Origin of the sequence: Rhodococcus sp. KBW08, assembly GCF_003852455.1 — a bacterium.
GTDB lineage: Bacteria > Actinomycetota > Actinomycetes > Mycobacteriales > Mycobacteriaceae > Rhodococcus_F > Rhodococcus_F baikonurensis.
Genome location: NZ_QAJJ01000018.1, coordinates 367,551 through 387,383, shown reverse-complemented (window position 1 = coordinate 387,383; position 19,833 = coordinate 367,551). Strand labels below are relative to the sequence as shown.

At 60.4% G+C, this 19,833-nt stretch carries 20 protein-coding genes and 2 tRNA genes; 8 read left to right on the top strand and 14 right to left on the bottom strand.

Going from position 1 to position 19,833, the window contains the following annotated elements; genetic code table 11:
- Positions 1-20 precede the first annotated feature (20 nt).
- The 4 genes from DBV08_RS25600 to DBV08_RS25585 form a co-directional block, all read right to left on the bottom strand.
- Complete coding sequence (locus DBV08_RS25600; protein WP_124569286.1) at positions 21-887, bottom strand: carbohydrate ABC transporter permease; 867 nt, start codon at positions 885-887, stop codon at positions 21-23.
- Positions 887-1,837, bottom strand: a complete 951-nt coding sequence (locus DBV08_RS25595) for a carbohydrate ABC transporter permease (RefSeq protein ID WP_019748978.1) — start codon at positions 1,835-1,837, stop codon at positions 887-889. The genes DBV08_RS25600 and DBV08_RS25595 overlap by 1 nt, the downstream gene beginning before the upstream one ends.
- Positions 1,834-3,186 (bottom strand): sugar ABC transporter substrate-binding protein, encoded by a 1,353-nt coding sequence (locus DBV08_RS25590; RefSeq protein ID WP_260395754.1) that lies wholly within the window; start codon positions 3,184-3,186, stop codon positions 1,834-1,836. The genes DBV08_RS25595 and DBV08_RS25590 overlap by 4 nt, the downstream gene beginning before the upstream one ends.
- A gap of 63 nt (positions 3,187-3,249) precedes the next feature.
- Positions 3,250-4,248 (bottom strand): sugar-binding transcriptional regulator, encoded by a 999-nt coding sequence (locus DBV08_RS25585; RefSeq protein WP_124569285.1) that lies wholly within the window; start codon positions 4,246-4,248, stop codon positions 3,250-3,252.
- A gap of 139 nt (positions 4,249-4,387) precedes the next feature.
- On the opposite strand from DBV08_RS25585, the gene DBV08_RS25580 reads away from it, so the two are divergent.
- Together DBV08_RS25580 and DBV08_RS25575 are read left to right on the top strand one after the other, a co-directional pair.
- Positions 4,388-5,398, top strand: coding sequence for an NAD(P)-dependent alcohol dehydrogenase (locus DBV08_RS25580; RefSeq protein ID WP_124569435.1), 1,011 nt, complete (start codon positions 4,388-4,390; stop codon positions 5,396-5,398).
- Positions 5,399-5,405: 7 nt separating this feature from the next.
- On the top strand, positions 5,406-6,878 hold the full coding sequence (locus DBV08_RS25575) for a mannitol dehydrogenase family protein (RefSeq protein WP_124569284.1): 1,473 nt from the start codon (positions 5,406-5,408) through the stop codon (positions 6,876-6,878).
- Here the strand turns inward: DBV08_RS25575 and DBV08_RS25570 are convergent, their stop codons facing one another.
- Positions 6,879-7,397: a DinB family protein gene (locus tag DBV08_RS25570; RefSeq protein WP_124569283.1), complete on the bottom strand. Its 519-nt coding sequence runs from the start codon at positions 7,395-7,397 to the stop codon at positions 6,879-6,881. It lies immediately after the preceding gene.
- A 49-nt stretch (positions 7,398-7,446) separates the two neighbouring features.
- Here DBV08_RS25570 and DBV08_RS25565 point away from each other — a divergent pair, with 49 nt between their 5' ends.
- Positions 7,447-7,737, top strand: a complete 291-nt coding sequence (locus DBV08_RS25565; RefSeq protein WP_124569282.1) for a hypothetical protein — start codon at positions 7,447-7,449, stop codon at positions 7,735-7,737.
- Between the two features lie 97 nt (positions 7,738-7,834).
- On the opposite strand, the gene DBV08_RS25560 is transcribed toward DBV08_RS25565, so the two are convergent.
- Positions 7,835-8,188, bottom strand: a complete 354-nt coding sequence (locus tag DBV08_RS25560) for a hypothetical protein (protein WP_124569281.1) — start codon at positions 8,186-8,188, stop codon at positions 7,835-7,837.
- 1,798 nt (positions 8,189-9,986) lie between these two features.
- Between DBV08_RS25560 and DBV08_RS25555 the strand changes: the two genes are divergently transcribed.
- On the top strand, positions 9,987-11,051 hold the full coding sequence (locus DBV08_RS25555; protein ID WP_260395753.1) for a hypothetical protein: 1,065 nt from the start codon (positions 9,987-9,989) through the stop codon (positions 11,049-11,051).
- Positions 11,052-11,245: 194 nt separating this feature from the next.
- On the opposite strand, the gene DBV08_RS32425 is transcribed toward DBV08_RS25555, so the two are convergent.
- From DBV08_RS32425 to DBV08_RS25545, 4 genes are all read right to left on the bottom strand, one after another.
- Complete coding sequence (locus tag DBV08_RS32425; protein WP_172436523.1) at positions 11,246-11,404, bottom strand: hypothetical protein; 159 nt, start codon at positions 11,402-11,404, stop codon at positions 11,246-11,248.
- 150 nt (positions 11,405-11,554) lie between these two features.
- Complete coding sequence (locus DBV08_RS25550; RefSeq protein WP_185564901.1) at positions 11,555-11,908, bottom strand: hypothetical protein; 354 nt, start codon at positions 11,906-11,908, stop codon at positions 11,555-11,557.
- A 368-nt stretch (positions 11,909-12,276) separates the two neighbouring features.
- Positions 12,277-12,426, bottom strand: coding sequence for a hypothetical protein (locus DBV08_RS32420; protein WP_172436522.1), 150 nt, complete (start codon positions 12,424-12,426; stop codon positions 12,277-12,279).
- A gap of 69 nt (positions 12,427-12,495) precedes the next feature.
- A tRNA-Ile gene (locus DBV08_RS25545) sits at positions 12,496-12,569 on the bottom strand.
- Positions 12,570-12,746: 177 nt separating this feature from the next.
- Here DBV08_RS25545 and DBV08_RS33010 point away from each other — a divergent pair.
- Complete coding sequence (locus tag DBV08_RS33010) at positions 12,747-12,944, top strand: hypothetical protein (RefSeq protein WP_003941659.1); 198 nt, start codon at positions 12,747-12,749, stop codon at positions 12,942-12,944.
- A gap of 132 nt (positions 12,945-13,076) precedes the next feature.
- Entirely contained in the window at positions 13,077-13,700 is a 624-nt protein-coding gene (locus DBV08_RS25535) for an HAD family phosphatase (protein WP_260395752.1), read from the top strand.
- Between the two features lie 56 nt (positions 13,701-13,756).
- Here DBV08_RS25535 and DBV08_RS25530 read toward each other — a convergent pair.
- A tRNA-Asn gene (locus DBV08_RS25530) sits at positions 13,757-13,829 on the bottom strand.
- Between the two features lie 136 nt (positions 13,830-13,965).
- Here DBV08_RS25530 and DBV08_RS25525 point away from each other — a divergent pair.
- Entirely contained in the window at positions 13,966-14,217 is a 252-nt protein-coding gene (locus tag DBV08_RS25525; protein ID WP_003941570.1) for a hypothetical protein, read from the top strand.
- A 1-nt stretch (position 14,218) separates the two neighbouring features.
- Here the strand turns inward: DBV08_RS25525 and dnaG are convergent, their stop codons facing one another.
- Positions 14,219-16,138 carry a DNA primase gene (dnaG, locus tag DBV08_RS25520; protein WP_095969986.1) on the bottom strand — a complete coding sequence of 640 codons (1,920 nt, stop codon included), beginning with the start codon at positions 16,136-16,138 and terminating at the stop codon, positions 14,219-14,221.
- A gap of 72 nt (positions 16,139-16,210) precedes the next feature.
- Here dnaG and DBV08_RS25515 point away from each other — a divergent pair, with 72 nt between their 5' ends.
- Complete coding sequence (locus DBV08_RS25515) at positions 16,211-17,761, top strand: serine/threonine-protein kinase (protein WP_124569278.1); 1,551 nt, start codon at positions 16,211-16,213, stop codon at positions 17,759-17,761.
- A 13-nt stretch (positions 17,762-17,774) separates the two neighbouring features.
- On the opposite strand, the gene DBV08_RS25510 is transcribed toward DBV08_RS25515, so the two are convergent.
- Together DBV08_RS25510 and DBV08_RS25505 are read right to left on the bottom strand one after the other, a co-directional pair.
- Positions 17,775-19,073 carry a deoxyguanosinetriphosphate triphosphohydrolase gene (locus DBV08_RS25510; RefSeq protein ID WP_124569277.1) on the bottom strand — a complete coding sequence of 433 codons (1,299 nt, stop codon included), beginning with the start codon at positions 19,071-19,073 and terminating at the stop codon, positions 17,775-17,777.
- A 4-nt stretch (positions 19,074-19,077) separates the two neighbouring features.
- Positions 19,078-19,767 carry a YdcF family protein gene (locus DBV08_RS25505; protein ID WP_095969784.1) on the bottom strand — a complete coding sequence of 230 codons (690 nt, stop codon included), beginning with the start codon at positions 19,765-19,767 and terminating at the stop codon, positions 19,078-19,080.
- Between the last annotated feature and the right edge of the window lie 66 nt (positions 19,768-19,833).

Here is a 19,833-nt window from a genome sequence, read left to right as displayed (position 1 = left end):
ACTCCTGAGAGGGTGAGGAATTACTTGATTGCACCGAAGGACAGGCCACGCACCAGTTTGTTCTGGGCGAACCAACCGGCCAGGATGACGGGCAATGCCGCCATGGTCGCTGCCGCGGAGAGCCGAGCCCAGTACAGGCCCTCGCCCGTGATGAACCCGACCAGGAAGACCGGAATCGTCTGCGCTTGAACAGCTGTCAGATTGACTGCGAAGAAGAATTCGTTCCACGAGAAGATCACGCAGATCAGCGCAGTCGCAGCAATTCCGGGCGAGATCAGCGGGAGTATCACCTCGCGAACCGAAGTCCACAAACTCGCGCCGTCCATGCTGGCGGCTTCGAGAAGTTCTCCGGGGACTTCGAGAAAGAACGAACGCATCATCCACACTGCGATCGGCAGATTCATCGATGTGTACAAGATGACCAGCGCCCAGATGTTGTCGAGCAATCCGATGTCGTTGACGATCACGTACAGCGGCACGATTGCGGCGACGACTGGGAGCATCTTGGTGCTGATGAAGAAGAACAGAACATCCTGAGTCTTGGCAACCGGGCGAAGCGACAATGCAAACGCAGCCGGAACGCCTAGTAGCAGAACAAGAATCGTCGACATGGCCGTTGCAAATGCAGAGTTTGCCAGCGTCGTGCCGAGACCGGAGTCGAGGACGGCACGGAATTGTTCGAGGGTGGGAGTGAAGAACAGCTTCGGCGGATCCGTGTAGGCGTCTGCCTCGGTCTTGAACGCGGTCAGGACCATCCAGAAGACCGGGAAGAAGAACCCGAGAGCGGCGATCCACGCCACAACGGACCACGGACTGAACTTGCTGCTCTTCTTTTTCTTGACGACGGGCTTGTCGGCCGTCGCGTTTGTCGTCTCTACGGCAGTCATCACGCCGCCTCCTCGTTGCCGGTGAAGCTCTTGAAGATCAATCGGAGCGCAAGTGTCGACACGATGATGGTCGCGATCACTGTCACGACACCCATCGCCGCAGCTTGACCTACGTCGAAGCCGAGGAACGCGCGCTGGTAGATGTAGAACGGCAGGTTCGAGCTGGCCACGCCGGGCCCACCCGAGGTCATCATGTACACCGCGTCAAAGGTGTTCACGAGGTAAATCGCACCGAGAACTGCACCGAGTTCGATGAAGCGGCGCAGGTGCGGCAACGTCAGTTCGCGGAACATCGCAAACGGCTTGGCTCCGTCCACCCGTGCGGCTTCGAGAATGTCTCGGGGCATGGACTGCAAACCGGCCAGAATGAGCAGCATCATGAAGGGCGTCCACTGCCAGATCAGATTGATCATGACGGCGGCGAGCGGAAACTTGCTGACCCAGTCGACCTGGCCTACACCGAAAGGCTGGAGGACGAAGTTCACGATACCGAATACCGGGTCGAACATTGTTGTCTTCCAGAGCAATGCGCCAGCGACGGGGGTGATGAGAAATGGCGTGATCAGCAGTGTCCGCACGATCCCGCGACCGAGGAAGGCTCTGTCGAGTAGCAGTGCCAACGCGAGTCCGAGGATCACCGAAACGATGACCGTACCCACGATCATGATGACCGTGTTGACCGCCACTTCCCGAAACTGACTGTCCTTGAAAACCTCGATGTAGTTGTCGAACCCGTTGAAGTGCCGCGATCCCGGACGGACAAGGTTCCACGACTGCGTCGAGTAGTAGAGGGTGAACAGAAACGGAATCTGGGTGACGACGATCGAAAAGATCAACGCCGGCAACAGGGGACCTCTACGACGCCAACCCTCGGCGCGGGAGATCTTCTTTTCGACACGGACCGGTGGCGCGTCGTCCACCGTGGTTCTGGGTTCGGCAACCGTAGTCATCGGTTCTCCTGATAGGTCTTGCCGACCACCTCGGCATACTGCTGGGATTGTTCGAGTGCTTCTTTCACGCTCTTCTGACCCGCGATGGCAGCACTGATCTGCTGGCTGACGCGGGTGCCCAGGTCCTGAAACTCAGGGATGGTGAGGAACTGGACGCCGGTGTACGGAACCGGTTGCACTGTCGGGTTTTCCGGATTTGCATTGTTGATCGATTCGAGGGTGATCGGACCGAATGCCTGTGCGGCCTCTTGATACTCCGGAATCTCGTAGGTCGAAAGGCGACTTCCCGGAGGAACTCTCGACCAGCCGAGTTCGGTTCCGACCTTCTGGATGTAGTCCTTGTTCGTCATCCAGGAAATGAACTTCCAGGCGTCGTCTTTGTTCTGTGCCGACTCCGGGATTCCGAGCGCCCAGGTGTAGAGCCAACCAGGATCCGACTTCTCGACCTTCGGCGCCTTCGCGTATCCGATGTTGCCGACTACCTTCGACGACGCAGGGTCCTCGAGAACCGACACAGCCGAAGTCGCGTCGTACCACATCGCCGTGTTCCCTTGCGCGAATTGTGTTGCACATTCACCGAATCCGCTTGTGGCAGGACCCGGCTGACCGTGCTCCTTGACAGTGTCCACGTAGAACTGAACCGCATCCTCGACCTGCGGACTGGTCAACTGCGCATTCCAATTCTCGTCGTACCAGCGTCCACCGAAGGTGTTGATCACGGTGTTCAGCGGTGCGAGCACCTCACCCCAGCCAGGCTTTCCACGCAAGCAGATTCCCGCCATCTTGGCGTCTGGGTTGTCGAATTGCGCTGCCCAACCTGCAACTTCTTGCCACGTCGGGTCTTCGGGAACTGTTATCCCCACCTGATCGAACAGATCCTTGCGGTACATCAGGAACGACGACTCCCCGTAGAACGGGACCGCGTACATACTGTCCTCGTACGACAGAGAAGTCTTGATCGACGGTATGAAGTCGTCCTCGTCGTAACCGGGCGTCTTGTCTGCATACTCGGACAGGTTCGTGAGCCAACCGTTGGCGGCCCACTGAGGTGTCTCGTAGTTGCTGATCATCACGACGTCGAACTCACCGCCACCGGTTGCCGTCGACGCCGTGATCTTGGCGCGCGCCTGGTTCTCGGAAAGGCTGACGAATTTGAGGTCGATGCCAGGGTTCTCGGCTTCGAAAGCCGGCGCCAGTTTGATGGCGTCCTGCATCTGCGAGTTCGACACCATCGCGATGGTGACTGTTCGTTCGCCGGAACCACCGAGCGCACCAGCGCCCGCACATCCCGACACCAGGAGGCAGAGCGCCGCCGCGGCAGCGCCCCACACTCGTCTTCCTGTTTTCACGGATTACCTTCCTTCACACTTGCGTGTCAGTCGCGCGCTCGGACAGCGAAACTCGTGAGATTGCTAGCCTTCGAGCAGCCACTGGGCGCACTCGACGTCGGTGACGAGTACGTTTGCCAAACCTCCGCGCAATGCGCCCAGAACGGCCTGGCGTTTGTGTGTTCCCCCCGAAATCAGAATCGTCTGATCGCAGGATTTCACTGCGTCGAGCGATACGGAGACCGTTCGCTCAGGCAGTGGCCCCTCCACTGGATTGCCGTCGATCGTGTAGAAACGGCCGCCGATTTCACCGACAGCGCCTCGACTTTCCAACTCGTCCAGCATGGTCGAGTCGACGAAGCTACCGGCAAACAAGGTCGTGGCAGTCGATACGGCACCGACTCCGAAAACCATGATGTCGGAATCAGATCCAGCTTTCAGCGCCTTCGAGATGACCGAGTCGTTTCGCATCGACTCCACAGTCGCCGGGTCGGCATACAGCGGAGCATTGAGGCGAATAGGATTGGCCTGCAACTGTTGTGCGCATCGGCCGATAGTGAAGTCGACACCGGTTTGGTAGTCGGTCACCGTCATGGAGCCGTCAAGTTGTACCACAGCCGAGCACTTCGCCGCCTTGTCTGGCAAAGATCCTGCAACCGCAACGGTTTCCGGGCCCCAGGTAAACCCGAGAACACTCGATGGCTGCAGACGACGAACAAGAACTTCCGCTGCTCGTCGGCCGAGCGCGTCGAAGTCCGGATCGTCCGAGTCCGAATTCGCTTCGGGCACAATCAACACTTCGGCCAACCCGAAGTGCTTCTCCAGCTTCGATTCCAACTCCGTGTTCACCGAACCTTCGAGCTCGGGCGGTACCAAAATCTCGACCCTGACCAAACCTTGGGTCCGCGCCCTGGCCAACAGTCGCCCGGCCGTAGGCCGCGAGACACCCAACTTCGCTGCGATCTCCGCCTGAGTAGCGCCTTCGAGGTGATACATGGTCGCCGCTCGCAACGCGAGCCGCACATCCTCGGAAGCAGGCAACTTCGACGACTTGAGTCCTGCGGGCTGAGCCGACTGGTTCACGCGGTCTCCTTGTGCATCGGGTTCAAAGTTTCTCGATCGTGAGCAAATGCTCACTAGATGTTATTATGCTCATTAAGCTAACATCTAGGTTGTGACCCACACAACAGTTTCCGGAGAATCCATCGATCTACCTGCGACAATTCGGGCAAACGTCCTCGTTGAAACCGGAAAGATGCAGATGGTCGAGAGACCACGACCGTCCCCGAAGGCCGGCGAAGTCCTCGTTCGCATCCATGCCGTGGGCGTGTGCGGGTCGGACGCGCACTACTTTCGTGAAGGTCGCATCGGCCCTTACGTGGTCAACGCGCCCCTTGTTCTCGGACATGAGGCATCGGGACGCATCGCCGCAGTCGGCGTCGGCGTCGAACCGGGACGCATCGGGCAGCGCGTGTCCATCGAGCCTCAGAAACCTGATCCGACAAGCCCCGAATCCAAGGCAGGCAGATACAACCTCTGCCCCCATATGGAGTTCTTCGCGACGCCGCCGATCGACGGAGCACTGACCGACTACGTCACAATCGGCGCCGACTTCGCCCATCCCATCGCAGATTCCGTGTCCTACGAGGCAGCTGCGCTGTTCGAGCCACTCTCCGTGGGGATTGCCTCAGCCCAGAAGGCGGGAATCACGGCGGGCTCTCGTGTGTTGATCGCCGGCGCCGGCCCGGTGGGGATCGTGACGACGCAGGTGGCCAAGGCATTCGGCGCGACGGAGGTCATCGTCTCGGACATCGATGCGGCCCGGCGTGATGTGGCACTGAAATTCGGCGCAACAACCGTCGTTGATCCTCGTGAAAGCGACGTACGCTCGCTGGCCGTCGACGCCTTCATCGACGCCTCGGGTGCCACGGCCGCCGTGATCGACGGGATTCACGCAGTTCGGCCCGCTGGGACCGTCGTTCTGGTCGGGATGGGTGCCGACGAGATACCGTTGCCGGTCCCGATCATTCAGAATCGCGAACTGGTGCTGACCGGAGTGTTCCGATACGCCAACACATGGCCGATCGCCGCCGCACTGGTCGCTGCCGGGCGCGTCGACCTGGATTCGATGGTCACAGCGCGCTTTTCACTCGAACAGTCGCAAGAGGCCCTGGTGGCCGATCGCATTCCCGGCAGCATCAAAGCCGTAGTCATCGTCGCCGAAGGAGACTAGAACTTTCATGGAACTCAACACGAAGACCTTGCTCGACTTCGATGCTGCACTCGAAGTGCCGAACTACGACCGGAGCAAAGTCACCACCGGCATAGTGCATTTCGGGGTCGGAGGCTTTCACCGTGCACACCAGGCCATGTACATCGATAGTCTCCTGCGACGCGGTGAGGGCTTCGACTGGGGAATCTGCGGAGTGGGAGTGATGCCGTCGGACAGGCGAATGAAAGACGCACTCCGCGCGCAGGACGGCCTCTACACACTGGCGCTCAAGCATGCGGACGGAACCCTCGAGGGCCGGGTCATCGGATCGATCGTCGAGTACCTGTTCGCTCCGGACGATCCGGAGGCGGTGATCGAGAAGATGGCGGCCGAATCGACGAAGATCGTCTCACTCACCATTACCGAGGGCGGGTACAACATCTCGCACACCACGGGTGAGTTCGACGCGTCGAATCCCGATGTGGTGCACGATCTCGAGCCGGGAACGCTCCCCCGCACCACCTTCGGTTTGATGTGCGCTGCCCTCGCACTCCGTCGAGACCGCGGCCTGCCACCATTCACGATCATGAGTTGCGACAACATCGAAGGCAACGGATCAGTCGCGAGGACGGCCGTCAGAGCCTTCGCCGCCCTGAAGGATCCCGAACTTGCGGAGTGGATCGACGAGAACGGCGCCTTCCCCAACTCCATGGTCGACCGGATCACACCCGTCACGACAGCCGAGGTGACCGCAGAGATCGCCGAAACGTTTGGCGTGGACGATCAGTGGCCGGTCGCGGCCGAGCCGTTCACCGCATGGTTCCTCGAGGACGAGTTCACCTCAGGCCGGCCGCCTCTGGAGAATGCCGACGTCAATCTCGTGCCGGATGTTCGCCCCTACGAACTGATGAAACTGCGACTTCTCAATGCCAGCCATCAAGGCATCGCGTACTTCGGTTACCTTGCCGGATACCGCCTGGTTCACGAGGCGTGCCAGGACGAACTCTTGTCAGGGTTCCTGCTCGACTACATGAATCTCGAAGCGACGCCGACCCTTGATCCGGTGCCCGGCGTCGATCTCGATCAGTACAAGAAGACCCTCATCGAAAGATTCTCGAACCCCCAGGTCCGCGACACGATTGCACGTCTGTGTGCCGAGTCGTCCGATCGAATTCCCAAGTGGCTGTTGCCCGTCATCCGGACCCAACTCGACACTGGCGGACCGATCAACCTGTCCACCGCCATAGTCGCCAGCTGGGCCCGCTACGCCGAGGGCACAGACGAGAACGGTGACCCCATCACCGTCGTCGATCAGCTGTCCGACACTCTTGTGCCGCTCGCCCGGAAGCAGTCGAGCGACCCGTTGGCGTTCATCGGGTACCGCCAAGTGTTCGGCGATCTCGTGGACGATCGCCGATTTGTCGCAAGCTTCCGAAAGACGCTCGACTCGTTGCACTCCGTCGGAGCCAGAAGAACCCTCGAGGAGGTACGCGGGCTCTGACTACGCCGAGACGTCGTGCAAGTGGTGGATCGGATCGTGAATGAAGTATGCCGCCAACGATTCGACGGTGAACGCCGATCCGTCACTGCGGAGACCCCGTCGTTGGCGGCTGCCCTCCGGCACGGTTTCGAAGGCGTTCGCGACCTCCGCCGCGGCGTCCGCCAACTCCGATGCGACCGTTGCCGGATCTTGGTCGTTGTACCGCTCGGACTCAGCTGTTGCGTCCTGATCCCAGTTCTCGAATGTCGGATCGTCGAATTGGAGCATCTGTTCCAACCGCACCTTGAAGATCCTGAACACGTCGCGCACGTGGGCGGAATACTCCAGCGCTGACCATGTTTCACTGTCCGGTCGCTCCGTCACATTCTCGCGTTCCAGCACCTCAACCCACGATGTGGCGTTGCCACGCACCAGATCAGGAACATCCGTGAATGCGACGGTGGAGGAATCGAACCCGCACTCGGCGCAGGGGCGTTCGAGGACCCAGGTCCAGTTCTTTGTATCCGGGGTGATCGGCATGGATCGAGAATAGTCCGCCAGGGCGGAGTCGGTCTGCTCTGATTGGCCGATGAAGCGAATCATGCTCGGTGTCGCGATTCCACTTGCGCTCACGCTGACTGCGTGTGGCGGGGCAGTGGGCGACGCCGAGCCGCGCGAACTCGCCTTTACGTGTGACGACGCGTATGCATTGCTCGAGGCATTCGGAACCGTGGAAGCGACGTTGGCACGGCTGCAGAGCCCTGGATCGAACGACGTACCGGCTCTCGCTGATTCAGACAGCATGTGGGATATGTACACACCGCGACAGCAGACAGTGGTCGTCAATTCACTTCATGCGGCGGCGCGAGGTACGTGTTGATCCGTGATCGGCTGCCACCGGCTCTCGTGACACGCACCTGGCTCGACGCTCGCCTGGCGAGCCTGTGTCGTTGTGGACGAAGCTCCCACTGACCTCGTCAACCCTCGTGAGAGGGAAGCGGGTCGACGAATTTCCCTTCGGAACGCAGTAAATGTTCGGCCGCCAAGATCAACAGGGAGAAGGATTCGTAGGAGAGTCCCTCGGTTGCACGCAGCAACCTTTCGGGCGCCGAAATCGACCGGTCGCCCGCCGAATCCTCGAATCGCTGCGCATAAAGCACGGTCGAGAGTTCTCGTTGATCGACAACCCGACCTGTCCTGTTCGCTTGCTCGAACATGGTATTCAGCCGCTCGACCAATGCCTCACCCTCAGCTGATCGAATCGTGTTGCTGAACAGCCTGTTTCCGTGATCGTCCATAAAACCAGGCGCGATCAAGTTCTTGATTTTCACAGTACGTTCTCCGTTACTTTGGTCCGTGGGATCAGGGGTCCAACCCGGCACAGTTCGCCGAGTCCGTGTTGCGGCGCGCAGCGGCGTCACCACCCATCGACAGCACACCGATATCCCCCGGCGCCCGTCGGCGTCCGGTAATGCGGCCTCGAAGTTGCTGTTGACTATCAGCATGTCGTTACACTTTATCAACAAATGTAACTATTCGACAAGTGTTTTGTTCCGATTGCCCGGTTTTTGCATCCGATCGAGGTAACTACTGAGCGCTCGCGGACTGTGGATTCCACGATTGACGGAGCACGGAAAAACGACAATCGAGCCCGAGTCACCACCGAAGTACACAAGGATGGAATCGGAACATAGAAATGTTTCCCGTCACCCTGATCAAACAACTGAACGAGACCGAGCACAAAGTCCTCGACGTTGAAAGCCCTCGTCCGACAACGCTTTTCAGACAAGGAAATGGGCCCCGCACTTGCGGGGCCCATTTCCGTTTCTATTCCTCGCATTGAGTGGGTACCGACGGTCTGCTCCCGGTCAACGCGTCGATGAAACGTAGCGTGTATTGCTCGGCAGTCGAACGGATTTCGATCGTTCACGTTGAACGCAGTCTCGGACTGAAGTCGGCTGTCCATGATGGGGCCGGTGATCACACCTGTGGCGTCGGACAACCGAGCTGTAGCTACACGTACGATCCCAAGTCGCATCCAACCCCGAGTCGGAACTTGCAGTCGCCAGTTCTAACGCGGCCATTCGGGCCCGATGCCGCCCGTTGGGGGCAGCCGAGCCGCGGGGGGACGGCTCGACTGCCTTGTACCTACACCGGTAGGCACATCTAAAGCGTGACACTTCCCGCGAAGTTGGGCATAGCGTTCGTTCGGATGGTGGAACTCTGTGCGATCCGCATGCCACTCGATTGATCGCGAATTACGTTCGATGAGTCAGACGCTGCGGCAGCCGATCAAACGCACGCCCTGATTCGTCATTTTCGTCACGCATTGATCCACCGGCCTCGACCTGGCCGGTCGCACAGCCGGCCATCCTGGGTGCACCTGTTCCGGACAGCTCAGGTGTGCCGACCTGCCGGAGTGGACACTGGGGCCGCCCCGGCAGACGACCCCCTACAAGGGCAGCCACAAGGCAGCTCGTTCTCACCCACTGAGAAATCACCAGACCGGCTCGGAAGCCTCGAGCGTCTTCGCCTACGCCGTGAAGTTCAACGGCTGCACCACCAACTTCGCCAAGAAGGATCCGAAGCCCGAGACAGGCACCGGTTCACTCGGTTCACTCGGCGACATCTTCGACAGCTAGCAGCAACAGTCCTTCTGCAGATGACGAAAGCCCCCAACCTCCTTGCGAAGTTGGGGCGCTTTCGTTTCGAGACATCGTAAGGACAGACAGGACCTTCGTCGCACAATCCGCGCACCAAAATCCATAGGCCAACACGCCAGCTCACCGGACAATGAAACGATGGCTCACCTAGCGCAGGACCGTGTCGATGTTCGAACCTGAAACAGTAGACACCACGATCCTTGTCATCTTCATCGGAACGGCCATTTCGGCAGTCGCTGCGATCGTCATGCCATGGGCGTCCGGAAGGACGCCACGAACCAGGTCGACGCCCTATGACAATTATCGACGAGTTTTCGGATTGCTCGCAGCAGTGCCCATGCCGTGGTTTCGCTCCGCGTTCTGTGCTGCGTCAGTACCTGGAATATTTCTCATTCCGATAAAGCCCCTAAATGGATGGCCCCGATGGAGCAAGGCGCTCATTGGGGCAGCCATCGGGGGTGCATTCATGGTTGCCGCCAGCGCTTTCCTTCAAGGCGTGCCACTACCGGTGACAGCCATCGCATCGCTTCTAGCCGCGGCCCTATTTGCGTCCTCAGCAGTGAAGTTGACGGCTTGCGAACGAGACGCAGGGCAGTTGATCTCCTGGACCGCCGCTGGTCATGCCCTGTTCTTTATCTTGATCGGCACAAGCAATACGTCCGACACATTTGAACACCTGTGGAAATACGGGATCGCCACACCCGTGACGATAATTCTGATTTACATGGCGGTATCGACCGGCAGAACATGGCTGTCTGCCGCACTACTCGCAACTCTAGGTGTCGCCAGCATGTCTCTAGGGTTCCGGTCCCACGCGCTTGTGTGCCTGATTTCGATGGTCATACTGATAGCGAAGGGTGCATCAAGCCGGCCCAGATGGGCGAAAGTTGGGGTGGCAATCGTCGGCATCTATGCTCTGGCCATACTTCTGCCAAATTCCATATCTTCCGGTGCTTTCGGTGCTGACGTGCAAGCTCGGACTATTGCTCAGGAGCAAGTTTCCGATGCGCCCGCCTTCCTCGCGGGCCGGGTCGAGCCGCCATTCTCAATCGCGGCTATCTCGGAGAAGCCACTGCTAGGGTGGGGAAATCTAAACAAGATCGACCACGCTACCGAAGCATCAGGTGTCCAAATTGCCAGAGACCTCGGAATGGAAAACCCCGATTCGTACCGAAAAATCTGGATTCGGGAGGGGGGCCAAGTATCCCTGCATTCAGTATTCTTCGAGTCGTGGGCCGCGGGTGGGGTGCTGGCCGCCGGATTCCCAGCCTTACTGATCTGTCTTTTTTCCGTAGCGGTCATTCAGGCACGAGGGCAATATGCCGCACTGGTGGTCCTGGTGTCGGTACAGGGTCTTTGGGATGTAATCTTTTCACCCTGGGGTTACAACCGCCCGATCCTTTTTGCGATCTCGGCAGTGCTCGCTTGTTGGTGTATTACGGAGCATCGCCGAGTGAAAAATAAGCCTCGGCCTCACTCTGTGTCGGACCCCAACCACCTGGTCGGGCGTTTCTCACAGAATCGTACATAGAAGTATCCTATTGCAGCCAAGATGCTAGTCCTCGATAATCCGAATTCCCCGTTCACGAAATCGGATACTGCATAATCAGGATTAGCACTATCGCGCAGATCCACACTAGTTTTCGGGCTGCGACACCGCAGTTCTCCGACATGCGGCAAATCATGACACCCAGCGAAAGCCGTACCCTGATTGTCTCAGTTCGGTCAGGTGATGCGGACGAAGGTGTTCGAGCCCGCTGTGACAGTGACGGTCGTAGCCTCCGTATCCACCTTCACCCACAGTGAGATTGGATCAGATCCCGTGGCACTGTTTGCGGCGGTCGGAATTGTCGACACCTTGGCGAGGTGGGTCGTATCGGTCATCGAAAGACCAGGGATGAGGACATCATTCTTCAACGACTTAATCGTCCACTTACTGCCCGCAACGTAGTACTCGCCCGGGATCGTGGTGTCGGTTTTTGAGTTGCGAGCTGCTTTCGGTGCAATCGCCGATGAACTTATCGACGGTCATTGTCAGCCCTTCGAATCGAGTACCCTGCGACGTTCCCGAGAACCGTCCCGACCGATCTTCGAACGACACCACAACAGTCCCGTGAGGTTAGCCTCGAGCCAAGGAGGCGGATCGCCATGCAGGTAGCGGCGCACGATCGGAGTGATCTCGCCGTAGCGCATCATCGTCTTCGCAATGTCGTACAACTTCTTGAATCGCGAGCCCGCAATCCCCCACAGCGCACCAGAATTGAGCGAATCCATCAACTTGATCGCCCTGACGACAACCGACCAGGTGGACTGACCCAGGTTTGTGCGGTTCGCCGGATCCGTCGGATCGTCCGGCATCGCCAGGCCGAATTTCGCTCTCGATGGCACTGGAGGTCGAGCATCGTGGACATGATCCACGGGATCGGCCCCGGGAGAATGAACACACACGGCGCCGGGAAGTGCTCACTGAGGAAACTGTTCGGCCAGACCGTCCCCCGCTTAAGCCGCTCCTAGCCGCTCGACAACGTCGCTACGACATCTTGATCACCGTTTTCTCGCTTGTCGCGTTCGACGTACTCGAGGAGTCAACCCCACCTTGGGCCTGTGTGCCCGACGGTGATGTTTTTCCGCTTCTCGCCACAGATGGGCTCCACTCATCTCAGAGCCACACGCCCACAGGATGATCAAGCGGATGTTCCAATTGCCCGGGTCCGGTGTCCCCTTCGATCAGGTCGAACGTACCGCCCTACTCGGCCTTAACCAGATGCTGCAACCTCGCCGTCCCACAGATTTGCAACCGGTGGGATCTGACGCTGATTCTGCTCACGCCGCTCTTCCGCTCGGGTGGCTTCCCAGATCGCTTCGCATTGCACTTCGAGAGACAGTCCGTGATAGATCGCAGTCACCGGCGTTGCCGAAAACGATGAATAGGTGATGGATGCCCTCTCTCTGCTTTTCAGAAAGGGCATTTGACGTGGGGCGGGCGGGGCTCGAACCCGCGACCAATGGATTATGAGTCCACGGCTCTAACCGACTGAGCTACCGCCCCATCCGGATGCGATGCATCGCGGCGAATCCGAATGTTACCGGCACATCCGACGCGGATCACAATCGGGCAGGCGGTGACGCGTTGCACTCTTTCGAGTCGAGTCTTCCAAGGTTGGTCGGCACAGGCGCGATGAGCCGATACCGTGGGAGTGCACACCCCACGGAACAGGATCACCACATGAAGCTTGCACTGACCGAATTCAAGAACTCGAAGGCCACGATCCGGATCATCATGTCCGACGGCGCGAAGCTGAACGGCACCGTCACCGATTTCACCGAAGACACTCTCGTTCTCAATTCTCCGAACGGTGTCTACTACATCAACCCCAGCCACATCATCCGACTATTCGAGCCTTCGGATCGCGCAGCGAAGTAAGCGCACCGGCCGATCAGTTCGACGGTTTCGCCGAAAGCCCGACGCAAGCACTTGCGTCGGGCTTTCGGCGTATTGGTCGCCGACGTCTTCGAGTCGCATTCACGGGCACTGATGACGCCTACCCTCTACGACATGGCGAACGGCAGCGGACGACCCGAACTCGTTCTGTTCGACTTGGGTGGCGTGCTGTGTCGATTCGAGCCCGATCGTCGCGCCGCAGAACTGGCAACGGCTATCGGCGTCGCTGAAGACGAAGTCCATGCACTCGTGTTCGCGTCCGGGTTCGACCAGGAATGCGATCTCGGCCTTCACTCCGAAACTGCGATCCTGGAACGTTTTCGACGGCTCGGGTTTTCTGGTGACCGCGACGACCTACGCCGAGCCTGGGCGACAGCCTTCGTCCCGGACCGCGCAGTCATCGCTCTCGCAATCGCGCTTCGAAGCGAGGGCGTCGTGGTCGCCACGCTCTCCGACAATGGACCTGTCCTGTTGGCCGCCATCGAAAGTGTTGTAACTCCATCGGCAATCGACAAGCATGTTTTCTCCTGCATGCTCGGAGCTACCAAACCCGCCCCTGAGGCCTTCGTGGCTGCGCTGGAGTTTCTCGATGCGCGTCCACAGCAGACCTTCTTCGTCGACGACAACCCGGTGAACGTCCTCAGCGCTCGACGGCTGGGAATTCTCGCAGAACAAGCAAACAACGCGGCAGACGTCGAATCGGCACTTCGATCGGTGGACCTGCTGCGAGCGCACTAGGTCAGACGAATACAAGAAAGCCCCTCACCTGATTTCTCAGGTGAGGGGCTTTGCTGCTCCCCCGGCTGGACTCGAACCAGCAACCGTCCGATTAACAGTCGGAAGCTCTGCCAATTGAGCTACAGGGGATTGTCTTGCTCGCTTCGCCCGTTCCGGCGTTGCCTGAGAAACTGTAGCGAATCCTCCACCGAAGTACCAAATCGCCTGCCCAGCGAGTCATCAGGCAGGATGGAGTCAGGACGATCGGTGCTGGAGGGAAGCAGGAATGATGCGTTTGTTGATCGGTGTTGCAGCTGGGTACGTCCTGGGAACCAAAGCGGGCCGCGCACGATACGAGCAGATCAGCCGGGCCGCGAAGGCGGTGGCCACTAGTCCGGCCACCAAGAAGGTGTTGGACGCGTCACGGCAGAAGCTGGCCGACTCACTGAGTACTCAGCCCAAGCTCGAGCCGATGAAGCCGATCAACGAGGAGACCACGATTCTGGTCCCTCACGACCAGTTGAAGAAAAACCGCTAGGTCAGACGCTTTGGTCGCCGACAGCCTGCTCACGCAGCTGTCGGCGATACTGCTCCAGGGCCACGAGGTCGCCGAACAGTGAGTTGTACTCCTCGGGGGCCGCGGCAGGTGAGACGCGCTGAAGCTTGGATTTGAGGTCGGCAACCTGCTCGCCCACCCACGCTTCCTGCAGTCGTGCGAGCACTCCGTTGATGTAGCGCGGAACCGTGTCTTCGTCGCACGGCATCGGTTCGACGGCCAACTCCGACACAACCGAGGCCACCGTCATGTCTTCGACGCCCTTGGTGACGACTTCGATCCACTCGGCGCCGCCGAGCCCCTTGCTCGTTCCACCGGCGTCAGCCATTGCCTGCCTGATGACAACGTAAGCGGGGTGGGTGAATGTCTCGGGCGGCAACGAGTCGAAGACACTGCCGGCGATGCCAGGGTGCTGCAATGCGGCCTTGAGGACAGCTCGCTGCGTCGAGAGCGCCGGATCTTTGGGCCGGGGCCTGGAGATTCCGATCGGCAGCGCAAGCGCATCGGCAGCAGGTGGGTCGACAACCTGACGACGCTTGGGCGCCGGTGAAGATCCACGCGTCGACGCCCGTTTGCGAGCTTCGTCACGCACGCGTCGTCGAACCGACGGAAGATCGTCCCAACCGACCCATCCGCACAACAGATTTGCGTAGCTGTCGCGCAGAGTTGATTCCTTGATCTGCGCGACGACGGGGACGGTACGACGCAGTGCCTCGACGCGACCTTCAGCGGTCTCCAGATCATGCTCGGTGAGGATGGACTTCACCACGAACTCGAACATCGGAGTGCGCCGTGCCACGAGGTCGCGAACGGCGGCGTCACCGGACTTCAGACGCAGATCGCACGGGTCCATTCCGTCGGGAGCGACGGCGACGAACGTCTGCCCGGCCATCTTCTGATCACCCTCGAACGCCTTCATCGCAGCGGCCTGCCCCGCGGCATCACCGTCGAAGGTGTAGATGATTTCACCACGAAAGTAGCTGTCGTCCATCAGGAGTCGGCGGAGCATCGCGAGGTGCTCCTCACCGAAGGCGGTTCCGCACGAAGCGACGGCGGTCTTGACGCCGGCCAAGTGCATCGCCATGACGTCGGTGTAACCCTCGACGACTACCGCCTGGTGCCCCTTGGCGATGTCGCGCTTGGCGAGGTCCAAGCCGAACAAGACCTGAGACTTCTTGTAGAGAATCGTTTCCGGCGTGTTGACGTACTTACCCGGCATGGTGTCGTCGTCGAAAAGCTTGCGGGCACCGAAGCCGATGACGTCACCGGCGACGCTGCGGATCGGCCACAGAAGTCGGCGATGGAACCGGTCGATCGGACCTCGTCGGCCTTCTTTGGACAGCCCGGCTGCTTCGAGTTCCTTGAACTCGAAGCCCTTGGACATCAAGTGTTTTGTGAGAGTGTCCCAACCTTCGGGCGCGTATCCACACCCGAACTGCAGTGCAGCGGCGCCGTCGAAGTTTCTCTCGGTGAGGTAGTCGCGCGCCGCCTGGGCATCTGGTTCGCGTAGACGAGCGGCGTAGAACTCCTGAGCCGCCGCGTTTGCTGCGATCAAGCGTGCACGGGTGCCTCGATCGCGTTGAACGGACGGCCCACCGCCCTCGTACGAAATCGTGTAGCTGAGTCGATCGGCCAACTGCTCGACAGCCTCGACGAAGCTGATGTGGTCCATCTTCTGCAGGAACGAGTACACGTCCCCACCCTCACCGCAGCCGAAGCAGTGGTAGAGGCCGTGGTTGGGTCGCACGTGGAACGACGGCGACTTCTCGTCGTGAAAGGGACACAGACCTTTGATCGAATCGCCACCGGCACGCTTGAGTGAAACGTATTCACCGACGATGTCCTCGATGCGAGTGCGTTCGCGAATGGCCGCGATGTCTCTGTCAGAAATTCGGCCCGCCACGTACATCAGTCTAGGCGGTCCCCCGACACGTCCTGACAACGATATGTTGATGGCCGACTCTGCACCGCAGCGATGGGACCGACGATGACTGAAAACGCCTCGAGCTCGCACGAAGGGCGATCGGGAACCCGATTCGGCGTCTACGAGTTGCGTCGCCTCCTCGGCCGAGGCGGAATGGGTGAAGTGTACGAGGCGTACGACACCTCGAAGGATCGCCTGGTCGCACTCAAGTTGCTCCATCGCGAGCTTGCGGCCGACCCGTCATTCCAAGCTCGTTTCCGCCGAGAATCTCGCACCACTGCCGCCTTGAACGAACCTCACGTGATCCCTGTGCACGACTGGGGCGAGATCGACGGAGTCCTCTTCATCGACATGCGCTTGGTCGAAGGCCACACATTGCGAGCCGAGTTGGCCGAGTTCGGCCGACTCACGCCTGCACGAGCCGTCGACATCGTCTCGCAAATCGCGTCGGCGTTGGACGCCGCACATGCCCGCGGGCTCATCCATCGTGACGTCAAACCAGACAACATCATTCTCACGAACAACGGCTTCGCCTACCTCGTCGACTTCGGAATCGCATACTCACAGACGGACACGAAGATCACCACCGAGGGAAGCGCAGTCGGTTCGTATGCATACATGGCGCCGGAGCGGTTCGGAATCGAAACGCCGACGGCCGCAGCAGACGTCTATTCCCTGGCTTGCGTCCTCTACCAATCACTTACCGGAACAACACCTTTCAACACCACAAGCATCGAGCACCTGGTCAATTCGCACCTGAACGCTCCGCCGCCACGCCCCACACTGACGGTTCCGTCGCTCCCGCAAGGTTTCGACGCCATCGTGGCTCGCGGCATGGCAAAGGATCCCGCACACCGCTATCCGACAACGGGAGCGCTCGCACTCCAAGCGCGGCAGGCCCTCTCGACGAACCACACTCCCGGTGTGGCGGGCGGATTGCACCCCACGATCGTCGGCCCGCCTACCTACACCACGGCGAATCCCGCTCACGGGACCTACGCGCACATCGCGACAAAGACCAAGCGCAATCGAGCGCCGATCGTCGTCGGTGCAGTAGGTCTTGCCCTCATCCTGGCGGCGGGCGGCGCAGCGGCGTGGGCGGTGCTCACAGACTCCGGACCGGAATCACCAACCACTGCAGCGGCTTCCACCGCCACGTCGACACAGGAACCCATTCAGGAGCCGGTCGGAACGCCGAAGCTCGAGCCGCTACCCACCGCCGGACTGCAAGCGACCACAACCACTCGGGCGTCGAACCCGTCCGCGCGAAACGGCGACCTCGGGGTGAGCAAGCCGATCACCGTCCCCGCATGCAAAGGAACCGGAATCGTGGTGTTGGCCAATGCCACCGATCCGGCAACATACGCCAGCGAGATCCAGAACTACCTCGACGCGTTCCCCGGCTCGAGATACCTACGGACAGACCAGTCCTGCCCGTCACTGCGTCAAGTCTCCGATTCGGGGACGGCGATCTACACGGTGTATCGCGAATCCGGGAACACCGAGTCGAAGATCTGCAAGGACGTTCGCGTAGCAGGCGGCGACGCTTACGGCAAGTGGCTCGATACCACTACCGACCCGTCGACGCGGATGACCTGCTGAGGGCGTAAGCGGCTCAGCCCCAGCTGGCCTGCGCGCCCAGGCTCGCTTTGTCCACCCGTTCCAGCCGGCTCTCCGTGTACGACGCGATCTGATCCACCACTACCCGGACCCGAGCGCCGTCGTCCGCGGCTCGCTCCCACGCGGGCAGCAGTATCGGATCGAGCCCGGCCGGCGCGGTTGCCAACAGCCATTCCGCGACGCGATGAACACGATCACGCTGCCGATCCTGACGCGCCTTGTGTCCGGCGTCGGACATCACGTAGTACAGCGCCACTGTCTTGAGCAATGCCACCTCGGATGCGACGGCCTCGGGTATGTCGAGGTCGGCTTGATACCGCGAGAGGGGTCGGTCACCGTGTGTCAGCCGGGTGCTGGCAATCGCCGCGGTGGCGAAGCGACCCACCAATTCACTCGTGAGATTCTTCAACGCGACGGAACTTCCGAGCGTTCCGTCGAAACTTCCGACCCCGCGTACGACAGGGAGTTCGGACAACCGTTGAGCGGCTTCGATCAGATCGTCGACTACCAACCCCCGAAACTCGGAGGCCCCCAGTTCTGCCAGTGCGCGCTGCTCGGACGGATCGGCAAGCGAGCGAAGGTCGATACGGCCTGCGATCACGCCGTCCTCCACGTCGTGCACGGAATACGCGATGTCGTCGGCCCAGTCCATGACCTGAGCTTCCAGGCATTGCCGTCGGTCGGGCGCACCCTCGCGAACCCAGGCGAGCACCTCTGCGTCGTCGTCGTATGCCCCGAACTTCGCGCCGGGCTCAGGGCGGGTCCAGGGGTACTTGATGGCTGCGTCGAGTGACGCCCTGGTGAGATTGAGGCCTGCGCTCAGACCGTCGGGGCGCAGGATCTTGGGTTCGAGGCTGGTCAGTATCCGCAGATTCTGCGCATTGCCCTCGAAACCTCCGCAGTCCTTGGCGACTTCGTCCAGGGCCTTCTCGCCGTTGTGACCGTACGGTGGGTGCCCGATGTCGTGCGCGAGACCGGCGAGGTCCACCAGGTCCGGATCGCACCCGAGTCCGTCGGCAATCCCTCGCCCGATCTGTGCGACCTCCATCGAGTGCGTCAACCGCGTACGAGGTGTGTCACCGTCGCGCGGGCCGACAACCTGGGTCTTGTCGGCCAAGCGTCGCAAAGCCGCGGAGTGTTGGACACGGGCCCGATCTCGCGAGAAGTCCGAACGATGCTGCGCCGCTGCGATCTGCGAACCAGGCAACCCTGCTCGCTTCGGCGCCTCGACGACACGACGTTCGAGGTCGTGTTCGGAGTAGGTGCCGCCTCCGTAGGTGGTGTGAGCTGTCATGGTTCTATTGCCCTGCCGTGTAGGGGAAGTCTGCCGAGAAGTGCGTGAGCTGATACCAGAGCAGCGCGCCGGTTTCACGGGCGATTCCGTGCAACTGGGATTCGCGGGTGAAGACAGCCGGGCCTTGACGGGTAGGGGCGGTCCACGCCTGGAGTCCCGTGTCGCGGGCCATCGTCCGTGTTCGCAAGGAGTGCCACGGGTCACTGACCAGGACAGCGGAATTGATTCCCTGCGAGGACATCTCGGCACTCACCGCGTCGATGCTGAGCAGTGTGTCCGAACCGGTCTCCACAGCGGTGATCGCACTCGAGGGAATTCCGCGATCGGTCAGATACATCTTTCCCGACGCCGCTTCGGTGTACTCGTCACCTTCTTGTTTACCGCCGACGGTGATGATCTGCGGAGCCACTCCGCGCTTGTACAGCTTGTACGCCTGCTCGAGTCGGGCCTCGAACACGGACGACGGAGTGCCGGAATACTGCGCCGCGCCCAGAACGACTATCGCGTCGGCCGGTCGTGTGTCGTCGATGCGTGCCACCTGCCACACCCGGAACGCAGTACCCCCGACCAGAACCACGGCGATCAACAGCGCTCCGGCGATCAGTCGGCGCGTCCAGCGAGCCAATCCTGCCCCGAAGCCGCCCGCCCGTGAGGGTGATGGGTCGTGGGGGCGGTTACCGAAAGCAGGTTTCACTCCCGCAATTCTGCCAGTTCGCGGCGATCACCTCCGATGCCGACGCGCCACAACGGATAGATTTGC